At 36.5% G+C, this 18533-nt stretch carries 16 protein-coding genes; 9 read left to right on the forward strand and 7 right to left on the reverse strand.

The genetic code is table 11. The features are described 5' to 3' along the window. Positions 1–22: 22 nt before the first annotated feature. From AB1278_RS05315 to AB1278_RS05345, 7 genes are all read left to right on the forward strand, one after another. On the forward strand, positions 23–1951 hold the full coding sequence (locus AB1278_RS05315; RefSeq protein WP_110007987.1) for an ABC-F family ATP-binding cassette domain-containing protein: 1929 nt from the start codon (positions 23–25) through the stop codon (positions 1949–1951). A 148-nt stretch (positions 1952–2099) separates the two neighbouring features. Next, positions 2100–2456 (forward strand): hypothetical protein, encoded by a 357-nt coding sequence (locus AB1278_RS05320; protein ID WP_238349641.1) that lies wholly within the window; start codon positions 2100–2102, stop codon positions 2454–2456. Positions 2457–2713: 257 nt separating this feature from the next. After that, entirely contained in the window at positions 2714–5107 is a 2394-nt protein-coding gene (locus tag AB1278_RS05325; RefSeq protein WP_429812866.1) for a TonB-dependent receptor, read from the forward strand. An 18-nt stretch (positions 5108–5125) separates the two neighbouring features. Further along, positions 5126–5713, forward strand: coding sequence for a hypothetical protein (locus AB1278_RS05330; protein ID WP_227943435.1), 588 nt, complete (start codon positions 5126–5128; stop codon positions 5711–5713). Between the two features lie 138 nt (positions 5714–5851). Next, on the forward strand, positions 5852–7186 hold the full coding sequence (locus tag AB1278_RS05335; RefSeq protein ID WP_429812869.1) for a trigger factor: 1335 nt from the start codon (positions 5852–5854) through the stop codon (positions 7184–7186). A gap of 183 nt (positions 7187–7369) precedes the next feature. Continuing rightward, a complete protein-coding gene (locus AB1278_RS05340) occupies positions 7370–8056 on the forward strand; it encodes a hypothetical protein (protein WP_343644161.1) in 687 nt (228 codons plus the stop codon). 429 nt (positions 8057–8485) lie between these two features. After that, positions 8486–11329 (forward strand): M16 family metallopeptidase, encoded by a 2844-nt coding sequence (locus AB1278_RS05345; RefSeq protein WP_429812873.1) that lies wholly within the window; start codon positions 8486–8488, stop codon positions 11327–11329. Positions 11330–11406: 77 nt separating this feature from the next. On the opposite strand, the gene AB1278_RS05350 is transcribed toward AB1278_RS05345, so the two are convergent. Then, positions 11407–11991 (reverse strand): DUF3109 family protein, encoded by a 585-nt coding sequence (locus AB1278_RS05350; RefSeq protein ID WP_110007981.1) that lies wholly within the window; start codon positions 11989–11991, stop codon positions 11407–11409. A gap of 6 nt (positions 11992–11997) precedes the next feature. Continuing rightward, entirely contained in the window at positions 11998–12903 is a 906-nt protein-coding gene (locus AB1278_RS05355; RefSeq protein ID WP_411413520.1) for a DUF6427 family protein, read from the reverse strand. Between the two features lie 42 nt (positions 12904–12945). Here AB1278_RS05355 and AB1278_RS05360 point away from each other — a divergent pair, with 42 nt between their 5' ends. Further along, positions 12946–13179: a DUF6341 family protein gene (locus tag AB1278_RS05360; protein WP_002976854.1), complete on the forward strand. Its 234-nt coding sequence runs from the start codon at positions 12946–12948 to the stop codon at positions 13177–13179. An 84-nt stretch (positions 13180–13263) separates the two neighbouring features. On the opposite strand, the gene AB1278_RS05365 is transcribed toward AB1278_RS05360, so the two are convergent. The 5 genes from AB1278_RS05365 to AB1278_RS05385 all read right to left on the reverse strand — a co-directional run bounded on the left by AB1278_RS05365 (position 13264) and on the right by AB1278_RS05385 (position 16375). Then, positions 13264–13701 carry a universal stress protein gene (locus AB1278_RS05365; protein WP_062673831.1) on the reverse strand — a complete coding sequence of 146 codons (438 nt, stop codon included), beginning with the start codon at positions 13699–13701 and terminating at the stop codon, positions 13264–13266. A 59-nt stretch (positions 13702–13760) separates the two neighbouring features. Further along, positions 13761–14366: a fumarylacetoacetate hydrolase family protein gene (locus AB1278_RS05370; protein ID WP_411413521.1), complete on the reverse strand. Its 606-nt coding sequence runs from the start codon at positions 14364–14366 to the stop codon at positions 13761–13763. Between the two features lie 89 nt (positions 14367–14455). Continuing rightward, positions 14456–14854, reverse strand: coding sequence for a DUF2007 domain-containing protein (locus tag AB1278_RS05375; RefSeq protein WP_343644231.1), 399 nt, complete (start codon positions 14852–14854; stop codon positions 14456–14458). A gap of 2 nt (positions 14855–14856) precedes the next feature. Further along, positions 14857–15621 carry a 3'-5' exonuclease gene (locus tag AB1278_RS05380; protein ID WP_131435691.1) on the reverse strand — a complete coding sequence of 255 codons (765 nt, stop codon included), beginning with the start codon at positions 15619–15621 and terminating at the stop codon, positions 14857–14859. A 40-nt stretch (positions 15622–15661) separates the two neighbouring features. Next, positions 15662–16375: a CDP-alcohol phosphatidyltransferase family protein gene (locus AB1278_RS05385; protein WP_202841138.1), complete on the reverse strand. Its 714-nt coding sequence runs from the start codon at positions 16373–16375 to the stop codon at positions 15662–15664. 89 nt (positions 16376–16464) lie between these two features. Between AB1278_RS05385 and AB1278_RS05390 the strand changes: the two genes are divergently transcribed. Continuing rightward, entirely contained in the window at positions 16465–18393 is a 1929-nt protein-coding gene (locus AB1278_RS05390) for an LTA synthase family protein (protein ID WP_429812881.1), read from the forward strand. Positions 18394–18533 lie beyond the last annotated feature (140 nt).

Here is an 18533-nt window from a genome sequence, read left to right on the forward strand (position 1 = left end):
TCATTACTAATTATTAATTAAGATGCTTTCGGTTCAAAGTTTAGGATTACATCATTCAGGAAATTATTTATTTCAAAATGTCAATTTCACCATTAAAAAGGATGATAAAGTGGGTCTCGTTGGTAAAAACGGAGCAGGAAAATCCACTTTATTGAAAATGCTTTCCGGAGAAATTAATTTCTACGAGGGAGAAGTTGTCACTGAAGGAAGTGTTACCATTGGTTTCCTGAAGCAGGATCTTGATTTCGTAAAAGGAAGAACGGTCTGGGCAGAAACCATGCAGGCTTTTGAACAGATCAATGCCTGGAAGAATGAGCTTGAAGAAGTGAATCACCAGATGACTGTAAGAACAGATTACGAAAGTGATTCCTATACGGATCTGATTAATAAAATGACCGAGCTGAATGACCTTTTGATGAACCATGATGCCTACAATCTTGAGGGTGACATGGAAAAAGTGTTATTCGGTTTAGGATTTAAAGCAGATGATTTCCAGAAAATCACCGATGAATTTTCCGGAGGATGGAGAATGAGAATCGAATTGGCAAAATTACTTCTTCAGAAGAACGATATCATGCTTCTCGATGAGCCTACCAACCACCTGGATATGGAATCCATCATCTGGTTGGAGAACTTCCTTAAGGATTATCCCGGAGCTATTGTTCTGGTAAGTCACGATAAACAGTTTATGACAGCGGTTTGTAACCGTACTTTTGATATCAACAATAAAAAAGTTGACGATTACAAAGCCAACTATTCCAAGTATCTGATCATGAGAGAAGACCGCCGTGAAAAACTGATTCAGGCTAAAAAGAATCAGGATGCGGAGATCAAACAAATGGAGGATAACATTAATAAGTTCCGTGCAAGTGCTACCAAAGCTTCTTTCGCGCAGTCACTTATTAAAAAATTAGATAAGATTGAACGTATTGAAGTGGATAACGAAGACGTTTCAAAATTCAATATCCGTTTCGTACAGTCTATGGTTCCGGGAAAAGTGATCTTCGAAGCGATCAATCTTGGAAAAGCCTACGGACAGAAGCAAATTTTTGATGATGTAGACTTCATCGTTCAGAGAGGAGACAGAATTGCCCTTCTGGGGCAGAACGGTCAGGGAAAAACTACGCTGGCTAAAATCCTGGCAGGAGATATCAAAGACTATTCAGGAACCTGGAATCTTGGACATAATGTCAACATTGGATATTTCGCTCAGAATCAGGAAGAGGTTTTAACACCTAATAAAACGGTTCTGGAAGAAGCTGAAGATGCAGCAACAGAAGAAACAAGACCAAGAGTAAGAGACTTATTAGGATCTTTCCTTTTCCAGGGAGATGCCGTTACTAAGAAAACAAAAGTACTTTCCGGAGGAGAGAGAAACCGTCTGGCACTTTGTAAACTGTTGCTTCGTCCTTTCAACACGCTGATCATGGACGAACCTACCAACCACCTTGATATCCAGTCTAAGGAAATTATCAAGCTGGCACTGCAGAATTTTGAAGGAACTTTAATTGTCATCTCTCACGACAGGGAATTCCTTCAGGGACTTTGTGATAAAATCTACGAATTCCGTGATGGGAAAATGAAAGAATTCCTTGGTGATATCAACGAATATCTTGAGTACAGACAGAAAGAAACCATCAGAGAGATTTCTGCAGAAAAAGCCAAACTTCATACGGAAGTAAAGGTGGAACCTAAGAAAGTAGAGGAGAAACCTGTTGTAAGCAGCAGCCAGTCTTCAAATATTGTAAGTAAAGAACAGAAAAATATTCAGAATAAAATCAAGAAAGTGGAAGAGAAAATTTCTGAGCTTGAAACAAAAGTAGAGCAGATGGAAGCATCTTTTGCCAAAGAAAATCCTTCAGATGAAACCTTAGAAGAATATAACAAAGCTAAGGAGGAGCTGGATACAGCTTTACAGGAGTGGGAATATCTTGGAACCCAACTGGATTAAACCAAAATATAAATGCTTTATCAACTAAAATGATGAAGCATTTTTTTTTGTAACAAAACCGTATTAACTTCTACCTATTGTCAACAGTTATTAAGTAATTTAATAAAAGTTTAAGGAAACAATTAAATTATTTTCATAATTTTGAACCATGATTTTTAAAGAAAGCAGAAACCTAAAGAGTTTTATCTCCAAACTGTTGTTTGGAGTGTATTTCCTTGCGCTGCTTTCTCAAAGCTTTCACCATCATGATTCTGTAGACTATTTTAAGGCTTTTCATCTTAAAAAAGCAGAGAATACAATGACGAAAGCCGTTACTAAAGAGAAAGCTGGTGACTGTCTGGCCTGCCACTTTTTGGTTACCGGACATACATTAGCTCCTGAAGAATTCAACTTTACTTTTGAGCATTACAGCCATGAAGTAAAACAAATCATCGCCATTCAGGAGAAAATCTGGTCACAGACCAAATTCACCTTCCAGCTTCGGGGGCCGCCCGCATTTGCATAATTCATAGATTCTATAGGGTTTAAAGTTCTGTACTTTAAAATTCAATGTTTAAAGTTTAAGGTTTAGAGTTGCTGGAAAAACAACTGTTAATTTGTAATTGGTATTTAAATAATGTTCAATTACTAATTTCTAGCTTCTAACCTCTAACTTCTCATCAGACATTAGACTTTTACATTGTACATTTAAAACTAGCCCTTCTCACAAATTTTAACGAAAATGTACCCTGTTGAAAAGGGTGCGCAATCAATCTATTTACAATGAAATTGATATATTGCCTGCTGCTGGTCTTTTGTGGATCAGTATTTACAAGTGCACAAAAAACTTATACTGTAGAGGGAACCGTTCAGGATTTCCATGATAAAACATGGCTGGAAAATGCAGTGATTAAAATCGGGAACTTTACAGCTAAAACCAATAAGAAAGGTCAGTTTTCTTTTGACAAAATTCCTGCAGGAAAGTATACACTCATTGCTCAACATCCTGATTGCAATGATTATACTGAAAATATAGGAGTTGATAAGGATGTTCAGCTGGTGATTACACTGGAACACCACATTAAAGATATCGAAACTGTGACCATTCATGGAAGTCATAAGAACAATGGAAGTATGGTGGTGAAAACACTTGATAAATCAACGCTTTCAAGAAATGTTACTGAGAACTTAGGAAATTTATTAACCAATATTTCTGGTGTCAATGTTCTGAAAACAGGAAATAACATAGCCAAGCCTATTATCCACGGTCTTTATGGAAGCAGGGTTTCCATCCTTAATGATGGGGTAAAGCTTGCTGAACAAGAATGGGGAGTAGAGCACGCTCCTAACGTAGATGTCAATAATTTTGAACATATTGATGTCATTAAAGGAGCATCAGCTTTGAAATATGGAGCAGGTGCTGTAGGTGGAGTTGTTGTTTTACAGCCTCAGGTTTTGCCTAAGAAAGATACTATTATGGGAAATGTTTCTCTTTCCGGGATTTCAAACGGAAGAGGCGCTGATCTTAATGTAAAACTTGCAAAAACATGGGAGAACGGATGGGCTATAAAAACCAATGGAAGTTATAAAAAACTTGGAGATCTTGAAGCTCCGGATTATGGCCTGATGAATACAGGACTTGAGAGCTCGGGATTTAATTTTGGGGTGCAGAAAATGACATTTGAAAAAGGATTTTCTTTTGATTATTATCTGACTAAAAGTACCGTCGGGATTCTTAGAAGTTCTCATGTAGGAAACTCTGCAGATCTTCGTAATGCCCTTACATCTCCGGAACCAATATATCAGAGAGATTTTAGTTATGATATCGATAATCCGCGACAGGAAATTGAACATCATATTGCTAAAGTTTCGGCTTACAAAAGGTTTGAAAATTTTGGAAAAATAACAGCTACTTACAGCTTTCAGTACAATCATAGAAAAGAATATGATATCAGGCGTACAGAAGCATTAAGTAAAAAACCTGCTTTGGACCTTGAACTGATCACCAACGATCTGAATGTAAACCACCTGATAGAAAGAGGAAACTGGAATCTTGAAACAGGAATTAGTGCAGGATATCAAAACAATTATTCCAGTACCCAGACCGAGGCGAGACGTCTTGTTCCGAACTATGACAGATACTATGCAGGAATTTATTCCGTACTGAAATATAAAATTGCACCGGAACTGGATCTTGAACTGGGAGGCAGATACGATTATGATCATTACGAAGTAACAAAATGGTTTGATCTGAGTGACTGGAATAAAAAATATGCATCAGATTATTCAGATTTTGTAGTAAGAATCAACCAAAACAGAATTCTTACCAAGCCGTCTTTAAGTTATAATAATATTTCAGTAAACGGGGGAATTGTTTACCATCCATCCGAATATTTTAACCTGAAATTCAATTACGCCAGGGTTTCAAGATCTCCGAATATCGCAGAGCTTTTTGCAGACGGACTTCACCATTCCGCAGCGATCATTGAGAGAGGGGATATGAGAATGAAAAGTGAAACCGGAAATCAGTTTAATTTAGTGGCAGACGTAAAAGCAAATGTCCTGAAAGGATTAAATATTTCTGTAAACCCGTATTTCTTTTATACTCAGAATTTCATCAATCAGATTCCTACAGGTTATCTGAATACACAATGGGGTGGAGCTTTTGTAGAGTATAGTTATCAGCAGATCAATGCAAAAATGTATGGATTGGATATCGATGCTCAGCTTAAAATTACAGATAATCTGACATACAAAGGAAGCGGTTCCTATGTGTATGGACAGGATACTACTCATGATGTGCCGCTTATTTTAATGATGCCGCCGAATTTTAACAATTCATTGGAATTCAGTAAAAAAGAATGGAAAAACTTCTATTTCACAGTGAGTAACAATACTTATCTGAAACAGAAGAGATTTCCTGTTTATAACGTTCCGATCAGATTATTTGATTCAGACGGAAATCCTTACAATGAAGAAGTGGATATTTCTACACCTCCAAACGGATATTCCCTTTGGAACCTTCAGACAGGGGTAAATCTGTCTAAAAATTTCGGAATTGATTTTTCAGTCCGAAATATATTCAACAAATCTTACAGAGATTATCTGAACAGACTACGTTTCTTTTCCAACGAAATGGGAAGAAACTTCATTTTAACTCTTAAATATCAATTTTAATTACTTAAAATCAAAAACATGAAAAATATTTTTAAAAATACAACACTTATCTTAGGACTTTTATTCTTAGCTGTTTCTTTAAGCTTAACATCGTGTAACAGAAGCGATGATGAAGCAGATGACCTTCCTCAGGAAGAATTGTCAGATGTTCTCTTAAGAGTAACGGATGAAGCTACAGGAGTTCCCGTAGTTTATGATTATCAGGTGAACAGTACCACAAACCCTAATGTTAAACTGATCAATGGCCATACTTATAATGTAGAAGTTATTTTCAAGAATGGTGATGAAGATACTACTCAGGAAATTAAGGAAGCAAAAAATGCACATTTCCTGGTGTATAACTTTCCCAATTCTGATATCACCTTAACCCGTACAGATGATGAATCTTCCAAAAGAGATGATGGAAACCGTGTTGGGTTGAAAACAAAATGGGTAGTCAATACCGCTGTAAAAAATGCTTCTGCACCTAGTCAGCTGGTTCTTACATTGTTCCATGAGCCGGTAACAGTTTCTGAAGCTTCTGCTGTAAGTGGAAACGGAGTGATTTACGGAACTCATACAGGAGGAGAAACAGACGCGGAGGCCAATTATAATATTGTTAATTAATATACCTTTAATCTTGTTTGGGCCACCGGAATTTTCCGGTGGTTTTTTATTTAACAATATTTGGCTTTATAAGTTGATTTTAAATGAGTTTTTTTCATAAAAAATTCCTATTTTTGCAACCTAAAATTTTAATCAATAATGAAGGTTACCGCACAAAACCATGATGATGTAAGTGCATTGCTTACAGTAACATTGGAAAAATCTGACTACAAAGAAAAAGTAGAGAAGCAGTTGATTAATTATGCTAAAAATGCGCAAGTTCCTGGATTCAGAAAAGGGAAAGTGCCTTTGAGTATGGTTAAAAAACAATATGAAGCAGGTATTGCATTTGAAGAAATCAACAGACAAGTTTCTGATGCTTTAAACAACTATGTTAATGAAAACAAACTAAGATTAGTTGGTCAGCCTGTTCCTCAGCCAGTAAACGAATTCGATTACAATGCTGATCAATTAGAAGTTGCTTTCGAAGTAGGATTTGAGCCTGAATTCACTATAGATTTAGCTAAATATGAAGCTCCTCACTACAAAGTAGAAGCTTCTGACAAAGAAATCGGTAAAAGCATTGAAAACATGCAGAAGCGTTTCGCAGAGCAGGTTCCTCAAGATAAAATCACTAAAGATTCTTACATTGCTTTAGAAGTTTCTCAGGTTGTGGAAGAAGATGCTGAAGGTGAGCACCACCACCACCCAAAAAACCTTACTATTACAGCTGAAAACAAAGAAGCTTTCAAGTTGGTAAAAGGGTTGAAAATGGAGGAATCTGTAAAAGTATCTAAAGAAACTCTTACAGGTGATGAAGAATTAGCTAAAGAATTAGGATTCAGCAAAGAAGAAGTTGAGCACTTACACCACAATGAAGTAGAAGTTAAAGTGAAAGATTTCTATTCATTAAACTTAGCTGAGCTGAACCAGGATCTTTTCGACAAAGTATACGGAGAAGGAAACATCAAGTCTGAAGAAGAGCTTAAAGATAAAGTAAAAACTGAATTAGACGAGTATTTCCAGCAGAATGCTGATGTTCACTTTGTGAATAAAGTATTGGAGCAGGTAACTGAGAAAGAAGAAGTAAAACTTCCTGAATCTTTCCTTGTGAAGTGGTTGTTATTCTCTAACCAGAATATCCAGTCTGAAGAACAGGCTAAAGAAATTCTTGAAGCTGAGAAAAACCAGTTGAAATATCAGATCATCGAAGGTAAATTGATGACTGAGAACGAAATCAGCCTTGACTATGCTGATGTATTGGCTCAGGCAGAACAGTTGGTGAAAAACCAATTGGCTATCTACGGAATCCACCACTTAGGGGATGAAGAAATCCAGAAATATGCTGTTGAAATGTTGAAAGACCAGGAGCAGGTAAGACAAATTTCTTCTGAAGTAGCTATGGCTAAACTGAAAGATGTGATTCTTGAAAAAGCGACTAAAAAAGAAACTAAAATTTCTCACGACGAATTTTTAGAAGAACTTAAGAAGTAATTATACTCAGATATAAATATTTGAAAACCGTCAATTCTTTGGCGGTTTTTTTGTTGTAAATCTTTTCTAAGAATTACGTCAGATGTATCCGGTAAACTAATTGGCCGGGTTTTTGTTTTCAAAGTTACTTATTTATATGTCCGCCAATATTCCTATATTTACCCTTTAAACTTTATTATAAATATGAAAAAGATCATCATTCCATTTTTCTGCGCTGTACTTTTCTCAGTACCTGCAGCAGCTCAGAAGAAAGGGGCTGTATCTGCTAAAACAGAAGCCGTACAATCAAAACTTACACCTAAAGAGGTTATTGATAATTATTTCAAAGCACTAGGTGGAAAAGATAAACTAGACGCTGTAAAATCTACCATTACTGACAATACCGTTGCCGTGCAGGGAATGGAAATCCAAATGACAACTAAGAAATTAGGAAATAAATTCAAATCTGTACAATCTTTTATGGGAAAAGAAATGGTGCAGCTTTTTGACGGTGAGAAAGGATATTTTGATCAGATGGGAACTAAAACAGATATTCCTGCTGACAAGATTGCTGACCTGATGAAAGGAAAACCAATGGATGCTTTAGCATTTGATGCATCTAATTTCAAGACAGTATCTACAGAAAAACTTGACGGAAAAGATTATAATGTTTTGTCTTCCGATAAAGGAAAATTCTATTTCGATGCCGGAACCGGACTTTTGTATAAGACGGATGCCGGTGAAGGAAAGGCAACCATTAAAAGCTATATGGCTGTAGACGGAATACAATTCCCGGCTGAAGTGGAAGCTGAGGGTGGAGGTCAGAAAATGACCATTAAAACAACAAAAGTTTTGATCAACTCCGGAGTAACGGATGCTGATTTTAAATAATAAAATACTTTTTTAAGTCATCAAAACCGGGAATTCCCGGTTTTTTTATGGTAGAAAATATGAACCAAATGCCAATAAGTTTTCTTAATATGCTATTGCAGTGTTTCAGAAATCAGGTTTAATAACTGAATTTTTTTAATCAAAATAATATGACTGTTGTGTTTTACAACGGTTTTTTGGGTTTAAAAGAAGTATATATGGATCTGTTAACCGTAATTTCAAGAAAAATGAATCAGATGAGATTATTTTTAATTAGTCTATTTTAAATAATTAATGAATGTTTTTAATTAAAAATCAATATAAGTAATATAAAAGAAACAATTTGCTTTCATTTTATAATAATTAAATTTTTTAACTTGAATTTAACCCTCTGCTAAAGCCCGGTCACTGGGAGAATTGATATTTTTGAAAGGTCAAAAAATAATGTAGATGAAAAGAATGTTATCTTCGTTTTCAGCCATCTTCCTGATGTCTGTCAATATCTATGGACAAAACATCCCTGTGGATCCGTCCGTAAGAATCGGTACTCTTTCCAATGGAATGAAGTACTATATCAAAAAAAATGTTTTACCGGAAAAAAAAGTAGAATTCCGTCTGGCAATCAATGCCGGATCTATTCTTGAAGACGAAAATCAGAGAGGACTGGCCCACTTTATGGAGCATATGAACTTCAACGGAACCAAAAATTTTCCTGACAATAAATTAGTAGACTTTTTACAATCTATCGGGGTAAAATTCGGGCAGCACCTTAATGCTTACACCGGCTTTGACGAAACCGTCTACATGCTTCCTGTCCCGTTGGATAAACCTGGAAATCTGGATGCCGGTCTGAAAGTAATGGAAGACTGGGCATTTAACGCAACACTTTCTGATGAACAGATCAATAAAGAAAGAGGAGTGGTACTGGAAGAGCTAAGATTAGGTCTCGGACCGGATAAGAGAATGATGGATAAATACCTGCCAAAGCTTTTATACCAATCTCAGTACGCAGAAAGACTTCCTATCGGTAAAAAAGAAGTGCTGGAAAACTTCAGACCTGATCTTATCCGGAAGTTCCATCAGGATTGGTACCGTCCGGATCTGATGGCAATTGTGGTAGTAGGAGATATCAATGTGGATGAAATAGAGAAAAAGATCAGGAATAACTTCAGCCAATATAAAAATCCTTCAAAACCCAGAGAAAGAAAATCATTTGATCTTCCGAATCATAAAGAAGCACTGGTTGCTATTGAGACTGATCCTGATGCTACGGCTTCAGGAGTGCAGTTCATTATCAAAGATTCTGAAGTGTACCAGCCGGATGTAACAGTGCAGCAATATGATAGAAGTATTGTTGAAGGCCTTGTAAATATTATGCTGAACAGCAGACTGGCAGAACTGGTTAATTCTCCAAATCCTCCTTTTACTTATGGTTCAGTATACCATGGAGGAACTTACGCAAGAAACAAAGAAGCATTTCAGGGTGCCGCAGCTACAAAAGACGGCGACCAGTTGAATGCGTTGAAAGTTCTTTTGGAAGAAGTGGAAAGAGCCAAAAGATTCGGATTTACCCAATCTGAACTGGACAGGGCAAAAGCCGGGATGCTTTCCTCTTATGAATGGGCTTACAACAACAAAGACAAAAACCAAAGCGGTGAACTTATCGATGGCTACGTGAACCATTTCCTGAGACAGGAGCCAATACCTGGAATTACCTGGGGATATGAACATATTAAAGAAGTTCTTCCATCCATAGCGCTGGAACAGACCAATGAAATTATCAAAAAGCGGGTAAAGAATGACAGCAGGGTCATTATTATTACAGGTCCAAAAAAGGAAGGTATTACCATGCCAAAAGAGGCGATGGTTCTGAAGACATTTGATGCTGTAAAAGTGGCTGATCTTAAACCTTATGAAGAAAAAAAGAAAACTGAAAGCTTAGTAAAACCTTTTAAATCCGAAGGGAAAATTACTAAAACAGAAGCAGACGCCAAATTAGGAACGACCACATGGACTTTGAACAACGGTGCTAAGGTTACTTTCAAGAAAACAGATTTTAAGGATGATGAGATTGTTTTTGCAGCAATAAGCCTGGGAGGACTGTCTGTCATTCCGGATGCCGATTACAATAAAACAAAATTTGCATTTGATGCTTTACTGGAAGCCGGATTAGCAGGGCTTTCAAAGACAGATCTTGCTCACTATCTTGCAGGAAAACAGGTGAGTGTAAGCTCTTATGTCGGTGGTCTTACAGAAGGTATTTCAGGAACAAGTTCGAAAAAAGATCTGAAGACTGCCATGGAACTGATCTATGCCTGCTTTACAGACTTAAATTATAACCCGGAATCATTCAACACCTATAAAACAAAGAAATCTGCCATACTGGCGAATGTGGATTCTGATCCGGAATACTATTTCTCCAGTGAATATTCCAAATTTATCAATCAGAAGAATCCAAGATTTACCGGCCTTGAACCTACCGAAAAAGACTGGGCGAATACAGATTATAAAAAAGCATATGATATTTACAAAGATAAGTTTGCCAATGCAGGTAATTTCCACTTCTATTTTGTGGGGAATATAGATGAAGGACAGCTTAAAAGTGAGATCCTGCAGTATATTGCTTCCCTTCCTGCTACCGGAAAATCGTCTACATTTAAAGATACAGGCTACAGACCAGTGAAAGGAGGATATACAAAGGTTTATAAAAAAGGAAAAGAACCGAAGAGCCTTGTCACAATTTCTTACAGCGGAGAAGCGCCTTATAATGAGAAGGAAGCTATGGCACTTTCAGCTCTTGGAGAGGTCGCTACGATTAAAGTCCTTGAAAAACTGAGAGAAGACGAAAGTGGTATTTACGGCGGAAGCGCAAGCGGAAGCTTCAGTAAAATCCCTTACAGTGCCTATGATTTTAGCATTAATTTCCCTTGTGGCCCTGAAAATGTAGATCAGCTTACAAAAAGTGCAGTAGCCGAATTACAAAAACTGATAGACATGGGCCCTGAACAAAAAGATCTCGATAAATACAAAGAAGGAGAATACAATGAATATAAAACAAGTCTTAAAGACAATGGATTCTGGTTACAGGGAATTGCTCAAAATCAATTAGACGGAAGTGATCAATATAATATTCTGAATTACCCGGATAAAGTAAAAGGACTTACGGTAAAAGACCTTCAGGATGTTGCCAGGAAATATCTGACAAAAGAAAAAAATGTAGCCATACTTATGCCTGAAGACGGTTGGGAGAATGCTAAAAAAAATGAAACCCAAAAAGGAAGTACAACGAACTAATTCATCTTTATTGATAACAAAAATAAAAACCGCGGAGAGATCTGCGGTTTTTATTATTTCATTCGAATGTGTATCGGTTAAGAACCATACTCTTTTTTCCATTCTTCAGCAGCTTCGCTCAGAACAGTATAAAATTCCTCACCATACTTTCTCGTCAGTGGAGTTTTTAAAAACTTATACACAGGAACCTGAAGTTCTTTTCCAAGCGTACAGGCATCGCTGCATACATTCCACTCATGATAATTCAATGCGGTAAATGAAGAGTATTCCGTAACACGGATTGGGTAAAGATGGCATGAAATAGGTTTCTGCCAGTCTACTGCACCATCTTCATATGCTTTCTCAATACCACATTTAGTAATACCTTTTTCATCAAAGGTTACATAGGCACACTCGCGGTTCTCCACCATTGGAGTAACATACATTCCGTCGTGTGGATCAGTAGTCCATGTTCCCTGTTCTTCAAGGGCTTTAATACCTTCCTGAGTAAGGTAAGGTTTTATTTTGTCAAAAATACTGTCCAATATTTCAAGCTCGTCTTTATCCAACGGAGCTCCCACATCTCCTTCCACACAACATGCACCTTTACATTTCGTAAGGTTGCAAACAAATTCTTCGGAAAAAATTTCCTCAGAAATCAATTTATCGTCTATCTGAATCATAATTTTCTAAAATAAATCAAAAACTGTACCCGCTTTGAAGGTCAGTAAACTAATAATAATAAGCCATACACTGGCTTCACGCATCCAGTATTTAGGTAAAAATCTCATCATTCTGCTCAGAATAATACTTGAAGGAAATGCCAGGAGCAGCAGATATTCATAGCTTTTATTCATATATAGAATGATAGTAACGAGCTGTGCTACAGAAAAGACCAGCAGGAAAGTGTATTTATATCTGCTTATCGGACTTTTCTTGTTGTAATTTTTAAAATGGTCGTACACAGCATAAATAAGCATCAGAACCACAGGAATCAGCGGAAGAAGTTCCGTGTAATCTGTTACCGGTTTCATTTTTCCAAACGGAAAATAATCGATATTCCATGAAGTGAACTGAACGAAATACATGACAGAAAAATAACTGAATGCAATCAGAACAATTCCCAGAAGGAATCTGAAAAGATTCAACCCTATTTTGGCAGAAGTGGCAATCACGTGAATGATCACAAAAACAGCCATTGGCCAGGTGGTAGGAAGAAAAATAAAGTTCAGGGCTACAATAGATCCTACCAATACATATGATTTTTTCCTGATATCTTCATCTGCACTCGTCAGAAGCAGGATAAGGAAAGAGTTGGTAAGCAGAGAAACTGCAATTCCTATATCCAGATTTCCGGGATACAGCCCGAAAATAAAAAAGGTGTATAAAAATAAGGGCAGATGGGTCTGATAATTAAGGGCAACACTGTGAAAACAAAAATATCCCAAAGCAATTCCCAGAAAAGTTATTCCGGCAACTATGGCTTCGTAAGTATTGAAATTCAGTATGTTAAATATTATGACTACTAAAAGAAGAAAACCAATATAAACAGGAATTGAAAAAATATTGCTTTCTTTTGAAAGTAATTTAAACATTTTTTATAAATTTGTACAAAGTTAATTTAAAAAAGGAAAATAATGACGTCTTTCTTTCTATTCTTAAGCAAAGTTTTCAAATGGTCTTTCGGTTTCTTTGATGCTTTCGGTAATGTTTTAAACTGGATTCTATTTATAGTTTGCTGTGTACTATTCACTTATTGGTGCTACGTACTGGTGGTTACACTAGGTGGCGATAAAGATAAAGACTATTATTCTCCAACGGAAGGTAAGCACCCTTACTACGATCCGAATATCTATAAAAAAGAAGGTTAATTAATTGGTTATATAGTAAAAAACCGATCAAACAATAGGGTTTGATCGGTTTTTTTATTACTAACGATTAAAATTTTCTTTTTCTTAGTCGTGAATCGGAAGTACCAGAACAGGAATACTTGAACTTTTCGTTATTCCTTTGGTTAAGCTTCCCACGAATACATCATAAATTCCGCTTCTGCCGTGTGATCCCATCACAATATAATCAGCATTTTTGGCTTTTGCATGTTCCAGAATAATATCTTTTGCAAGCCCCTGTTTTAAAAGGTGTTCACAATCAATATCATGGCTGATGATTCTTTGCTCAATTTTATTAAGCTGTACCAGCTCTTCTCTGATTTCGTTGGCTTCCACTTCCGGAAAATATTGAAATCCCATGTCACCAATAGCAAAGCCGATATCTGATGGTGCTACGTGGATCAGGTAAATTCTGCCGTTAAGCTGTTTTGCAAATTTTATGGCACCGTCTACCAATTGGTCTGTCTTGTCCCCAAAATCTACGGGTAATACAATATTTATCATAACCTCTAATTTTGTTACCTAAAGATAGGAAAAATTTGTCAGACTTTAATATTAAATACTTATAATATTCGGATATCAAGGATTTTTTCCTCCTGAAGATAAGCTTCCAGAATATCATTTTCTTCTACTTTGCCAACCCCTTTTGGAGTTCCTGTGAAAATAAGATCACCTACCCTTAACGTAAAATACTGAGAAGCAAAAGCTACAATATCATCAAAATTGAACATCATATCTTTCGTATTGCCATCCTGTACTTTTTCTTTATTTTTTAATAACGAAAACTGAAGGTTTTCAAGACTGAAGTTCTCTTTTTTGAAGAAACAGCTTACCACAGCAGAGCCGTCAAAACCTTTGGCAAGCTCCCATGGAAGCCCTTTTGATTTCAGTTCGCTCTGAAGATCTCTGGCTGTAAAATCGATTCCAAGACCAATTTCTTCATAATGCTTGTGCGCTGTTTCTTTCTGAATATATTTTCCTCCCTTTGAAATTTTTAATACCACTTCAAGCTCGTAGTGAATATCATTGGAGAATTCAGGGATGTAGAAATCATTTCCCTTTAGAACTGCCGTATCCGGTTTCATAAAGATAACAGGATTCTCAGGAATTTCATTTCCCAATTCTTTCGCGTGTTCACTGTAGTTTCTTCCTATGCAGATTATTTTCATAACTCTTTTTTTATATTTTTTTTAACCCCGTCATTGCGAGGGACGAAGCAATCTTTTAGATCGTTTAAAACTATTGATTCCTGAATAAATTAGTGGGTAAACTCATTCCCGCAATAATAACATTTGAATTTGTGGCTCGTCAGAAAAGAAATTCCAAAGAAACTGGTAGCACTGTCATCTCTGTAAATATGATTGGAACCACATTTCGGGCAGACAAAATCAAACTCGGGATCTTCAATGGTATGTTCTACTTCCAGCGAGTATTGTTCATTGTCTTTATAGTCCTGCAGGATCTGCCGGGCCTTTTCCATATCATCTTCAAATACCTGAAGCTGTATGCCGCCTACCGCCTGAGACAGAAGCCAATCCGACTGGATGAGCTGCTCATTCGCAATGAAACTGTTGATACCGTTTTCAGCCAATATCTGTTTGTCCCTGTTAGCTTCAAGGGCAGTTTCATAAAATTTAAAACGAATCAGATCAGACATTTTTAAAACCTGCTTGATAATTGAATTTTTGTAAAAATCTTTTTGGTATACAACGGAAAGTCAGCGTTCTGAAGCCACCCGAAATATCCTAAGTCTTTTTGGAATACCGCTTTCACGCCTTGTCCTTTATATTTTCCAAAGTTGAAAACTTCTTCCATTTTTTCATTATATCCGATAAATCCGGCAAGGTCTGCATTTTTATTATGGAATGTAAATTCACTTAACGGTGCTATTTCATTCGGAATATCATCATATTTTCCAACCTGAGCGTCAAGAACTTCAAACGTTGCCATTACATCAGCCTCTGCAGAGTGGGCATTTTCCAATGTTTTTCCACAGTAGAACTGGTAAGCTGCACCTAAATTTCTAGGTTCTTTTTTATGGAAAATAGTCTGTGCATCGACCAGTCTGAATTTACTCAGATCAAAATCCATTCCTACTCTTAAAAGCTCTTCAGCCAAAAGCGGAACATCAAACCTGTTGGAATTGAATCCTCCCAGGTCACTTCCTGAAATCATTTCCATAATTTTAGCGGCAATATCCCTGAAAGTAGGAGCATCTTTTACATCTTCATCATAGATCCCGTGGATTTCACTGCATTCTTTTGGAATCGGCATTTCAGGATTTACACGCCATGTTTTGCTCTCTCTGGAGGCATCCGGGTTTACTTTTAAAATACATATTTCAACAATTCTGTCTTTTCCGATATTGGTTCCTGTGGTTTCCAGGTCAAAAATACAAAGCGGTTTATGGAGTTTTAAATTCATGTCAATGATTAATAATTTGAAATGTGTTTTATTTTAATAATTATTTTAGCTGTCCCTGAAAAATGAGAGATACCAGCATATAATAAATAACAAGCATAGGAATTCCTACAATCTGGAATATCGAAAGAATGGCAATTCCTCCTGCCAGTAATATAATTTTTGGATAGTTATCTTTTAATTGTTTTGATTTGAATTTCATAGCCATCATCCTGATCGGGCTGATCAGAAGCCATGAAGTAAGAAGAGTAAGCAGGATTAATAGCAATTCATGATCAAATAAAAAGCTGAAATTTCCGGTTTCTTTAAAGGCATAATAAAGACCGAACAGTAAAACGGTATTGGTAGGTGTATTCAATCCTTTGAAATAATAACGCTGCTCTTCATCCAAATTAAAAATGGCAAGCCTCAGGCAGGAAAATACTGTGACAATGAGTCCCAGATACTTGATCTCAAATGGGAAATGCATTCCCAAAAGCTCAGCTCCAAAAGGTTCAAGGGCTTTATACATCGTAAGTCCTGGGATCACTCCAAAGCTTACCATATCCGCAAGCGAGTCCAACTGAAGGCCAAGATTGGAGTTTGATTTTAAAGCTCTGGCTACAAAGCCGTCAAAAAAATCGAAAACCGAAGAGAGAATAAGGCAGATTGCCGTTGTCTGATAATCTCCTAAAATTAAATGTATTGCACCTACACAGCCTGCAAATAAATTAGCCAGGGTTAAAGCATTGGCCAGATTATTCTTTATAAAATCCATAAACACAAAATTACAGTTTTTAAAAATTCTAACTCAAAATAATATGAACTAAAAAACGCATTAAAATGATTTTGATGTAAATTTGCCCCATGAAATTTTTAAAAGGATTTAGAAAACAGGAAGTTCTGGCATTGGTTTACAGGATTTTTCTGGCCTATGTTTTTTATCAGATTGCCAGACTTTTATTCTGGTATTTCAATAAAGATCTGATTAAAGTAGACTCCGTTTCAGAATATATAAAGCTGGCTTTCCATGGTACTGCTTTTGATACCACAGCCATTTTGTATGTTAATGCACTGTTTATATTGCTTAGTTTACTGCCATTGGTCATCAACACAAAGAAAACTTTCCAGAAAGTTCTTTTTTGGCTGTATTTTATTACTAACGGGATTGCTTATGCCATGAACTTCGGAGATTTTATTTACTATAAATTTTCACAGGCAAGGCTTACTTCAGCAGTATTTCAGGTAGCTGAGCACGAATCCAATGTTTCTAAGGTACTGATGATTTCTATCGGACAACATCCTTTCGTACTGATATGGTATATGATCCTGATGATCTTATGGGTTTTCCTTTATAAAAAGGTGAAAGTAGAAGAGGTGAAACCTTTGAAATTACTACCTTATTTTATTACTTCCATTATTACTTTATGTATCACAGCGGTGCTGGTTGTGGGAGGAATCAGAGGAGATTTTAAACACAGTACCAGACCGATTAATATGGTGGATGCAACCCGTTTTGTAACCAATCCTCTGCAGGGTAATATGGTGCTCAACAGTACATTCTCCTTTTTCAGGACTTTAAATACCAATAATTTCAAGGAAGTTCATTTTGTGAGCGAAAAAGATATAGAAGAGTATGTACAGCCTTATAAAGTGTACGACAGAAAAGTAGAGAACCGTCCGAATATTGTTATTTTCATCGTAGAATCTTTCGGGAGAGAATATTCCGGGGCATTTAATAAAGATAAAAATATTAAAGATTACGTTTCTTATACTCCGTTCATGGACAGTCTGGCAACCCAGAGTCTTATTTTTCCGAATACTTTTGCAAACGGCAGACAATCAATTCATGGGATGAGCAGCGTATTGGCAGGAATTCCGAGTCTTACGGATGCATTTACGGGATCACCTTATTCCAATCAGAAAATCCAGTCTATTGTTTCTGTATGTAATGACCTTGGCTATGACACTTCGTTCTATCATGGAGCGCCAAATGGTTCTATGGGATTTCTTGGTTTCGGAAATATATTAGGATTTAAGCATTATTTCGGGAAAACAGAGTATAACCACGATGAAGATTTCGACGGGATGTGGGCGGTCTGGGATGAACCTTTCCTTCAGTATTTTGCAAAAAATGTAGGAAAGAAACAGCCTTTTATGACTACTGTGTTTACGGCTTCATCACATCACCCTTTTAAAATTCCTGAAAAATACAACGGAAAATTTAAAAAGGGAAAAATAGAAATGCATGAACCGATACAGTATACGGATTATGCAATAAAGAAATATTTTGAAACAGCTAAAAAACAGCCTTGGTTCAATAATACGATCTTTGTTTTCACGGGAGATCATACCAACCAGGTCTATTATCCGGAATATGAAAAAGCGATGAACCGTTATGCTGTTCCGTTGATTTTCTATTCTCCGAATCCTGAATACCAGCTTAAAGGAGTCAGCCAGGAAATTGCACAGCAGGCAGATATATATCCTACACTGGCTGACCTTATAGGATATAACAAGCCTATCAGAAGCTGGGGAAGAAGTCTGGTGAGCGATAAGGAATATCCTTTCATTGTTGTGAATTCTGACGGAAGTATGGAGCAGTTCATGATCGGAAATTATATTTATCGTTTTGACGGAAAAGAAATAGTAGGGGTATATGATAAATCTGATCTGGGCCTTGAAAAGAATCTGGTTAATGAGGTTAAAAATCCGGAAGTAGAGCAGGGAAAGAAAACAGCAAAAGCGTGGTATCAGGATTACATGGACAGAGTGATTAACAGGAAACTGTATTAGGGCGAAATGGCAAAAAGGTAAATCTGTAAAATTGCGAAAACATCAACAGGCCGATTGAAATTTAGCTTTTTCGCATTTTAGCGATTTTACTTTTTATATCCTCTTTATGCTTTGTATAATAAAAGTTTTTGTTCGTTGAA

Origin of the sequence: Chryseobacterium sp. NRRL B-14798 (genome assembly GCF_050470705.1) — a bacterium.
In the GTDB taxonomy this organism is placed as follows: Bacteria; Bacteroidota; Bacteroidia; order Flavobacteriales; family Weeksellaceae; genus Chryseobacterium; species Chryseobacterium cupriresistens.

Bases quoted from the DNA above. Each gene is read 5' to 3' on its own strand.
- AB1278_RS05330 (WP_227943435.1), top strand. From the start codon at position 5,126: ATGAAAAATATTTTTAAAAATACAACACTTATCTTAGGACTTTTATTC.
- AB1278_RS05325 (WP_429812866.1), top strand. From the start codon at position 2,714: ATGAAATTGATATATTGCCTGCTGCTGGTCTTTTGTGGATCAGTATTT.
- AB1278_RS05365 (WP_062673831.1), bottom strand. From the start codon at position 13,701: ATGATAAATATTGTATTACCCGTAGATTTTGGGGACAAGACAGACCAA.
- AB1278_RS05350 (WP_110007981.1), bottom strand. From the start codon at position 11,991: ATGATTCAGATAGACGATAAATTGATTTCTGAGGAAATTTTTTCCGAA.
- AB1278_RS05345 (WP_429812873.1), top strand. From the start codon at position 8,486: ATGAAAAGAATGTTATCTTCGTTTTCAGCCATCTTCCTGATGTCTGTC.
- AB1278_RS05315 (WP_110007987.1), top strand. From the start codon at position 23: ATGCTTTCGGTTCAAAGTTTAGGATTACATCATTCAGGAAATTATTTA.
- AB1278_RS05375 (WP_343644231.1), bottom strand. From the start codon at position 14,854: ATGTCTGATCTGATTCGTTTTAAATTTTATGAAACTGCCCTTGAAGCT.
- AB1278_RS05355 (WP_411413520.1), bottom strand. From the start codon at position 12,903: ATGTTTAAATTACTTTCAAAAGAAAGCAATATTTTTTCAATTCCTGTT.
- AB1278_RS05335 (WP_429812869.1), top strand. From the start codon at position 5,852: ATGAAGGTTACCGCACAAAACCATGATGATGTAAGTGCATTGCTTACA.
- AB1278_RS05360 (WP_002976854.1), top strand. From the start codon at position 12,946: ATGACGTCTTTCTTTCTATTCTTAAGCAAAGTTTTCAAATGGTCTTTC.
- AB1278_RS05385 (WP_202841138.1), bottom strand. From the start codon at position 16,375: ATGGATTTTATAAAGAATAATCTGGCCAATGCTTTAACCCTGGCTAAT.
- AB1278_RS05340 (WP_343644161.1), top strand. From the start codon at position 7,370: ATGAAAAAGATCATCATTCCATTTTTCTGCGCTGTACTTTTCTCAGTA.
- AB1278_RS05320 (WP_238349641.1), top strand. From the start codon at position 2,100: ATGATTTTTAAAGAAAGCAGAAACCTAAAGAGTTTTATCTCCAAACTG.
- AB1278_RS05390 (WP_429812881.1), top strand. From the start codon at position 16,465: ATGAAATTTTTAAAAGGATTTAGAAAACAGGAAGTTCTGGCATTGGTT.
- AB1278_RS05380 (WP_131435691.1), bottom strand. From the start codon at position 15,621: ATGAATTTAAAACTCCATAAACCGCTTTGTATTTTTGACCTGGAAACC.
- AB1278_RS05370 (WP_411413521.1), bottom strand. From the start codon at position 14,366: ATGAAAATAATCTGCATAGGAAGAAACTACAGTGAACACGCGAAAGAA.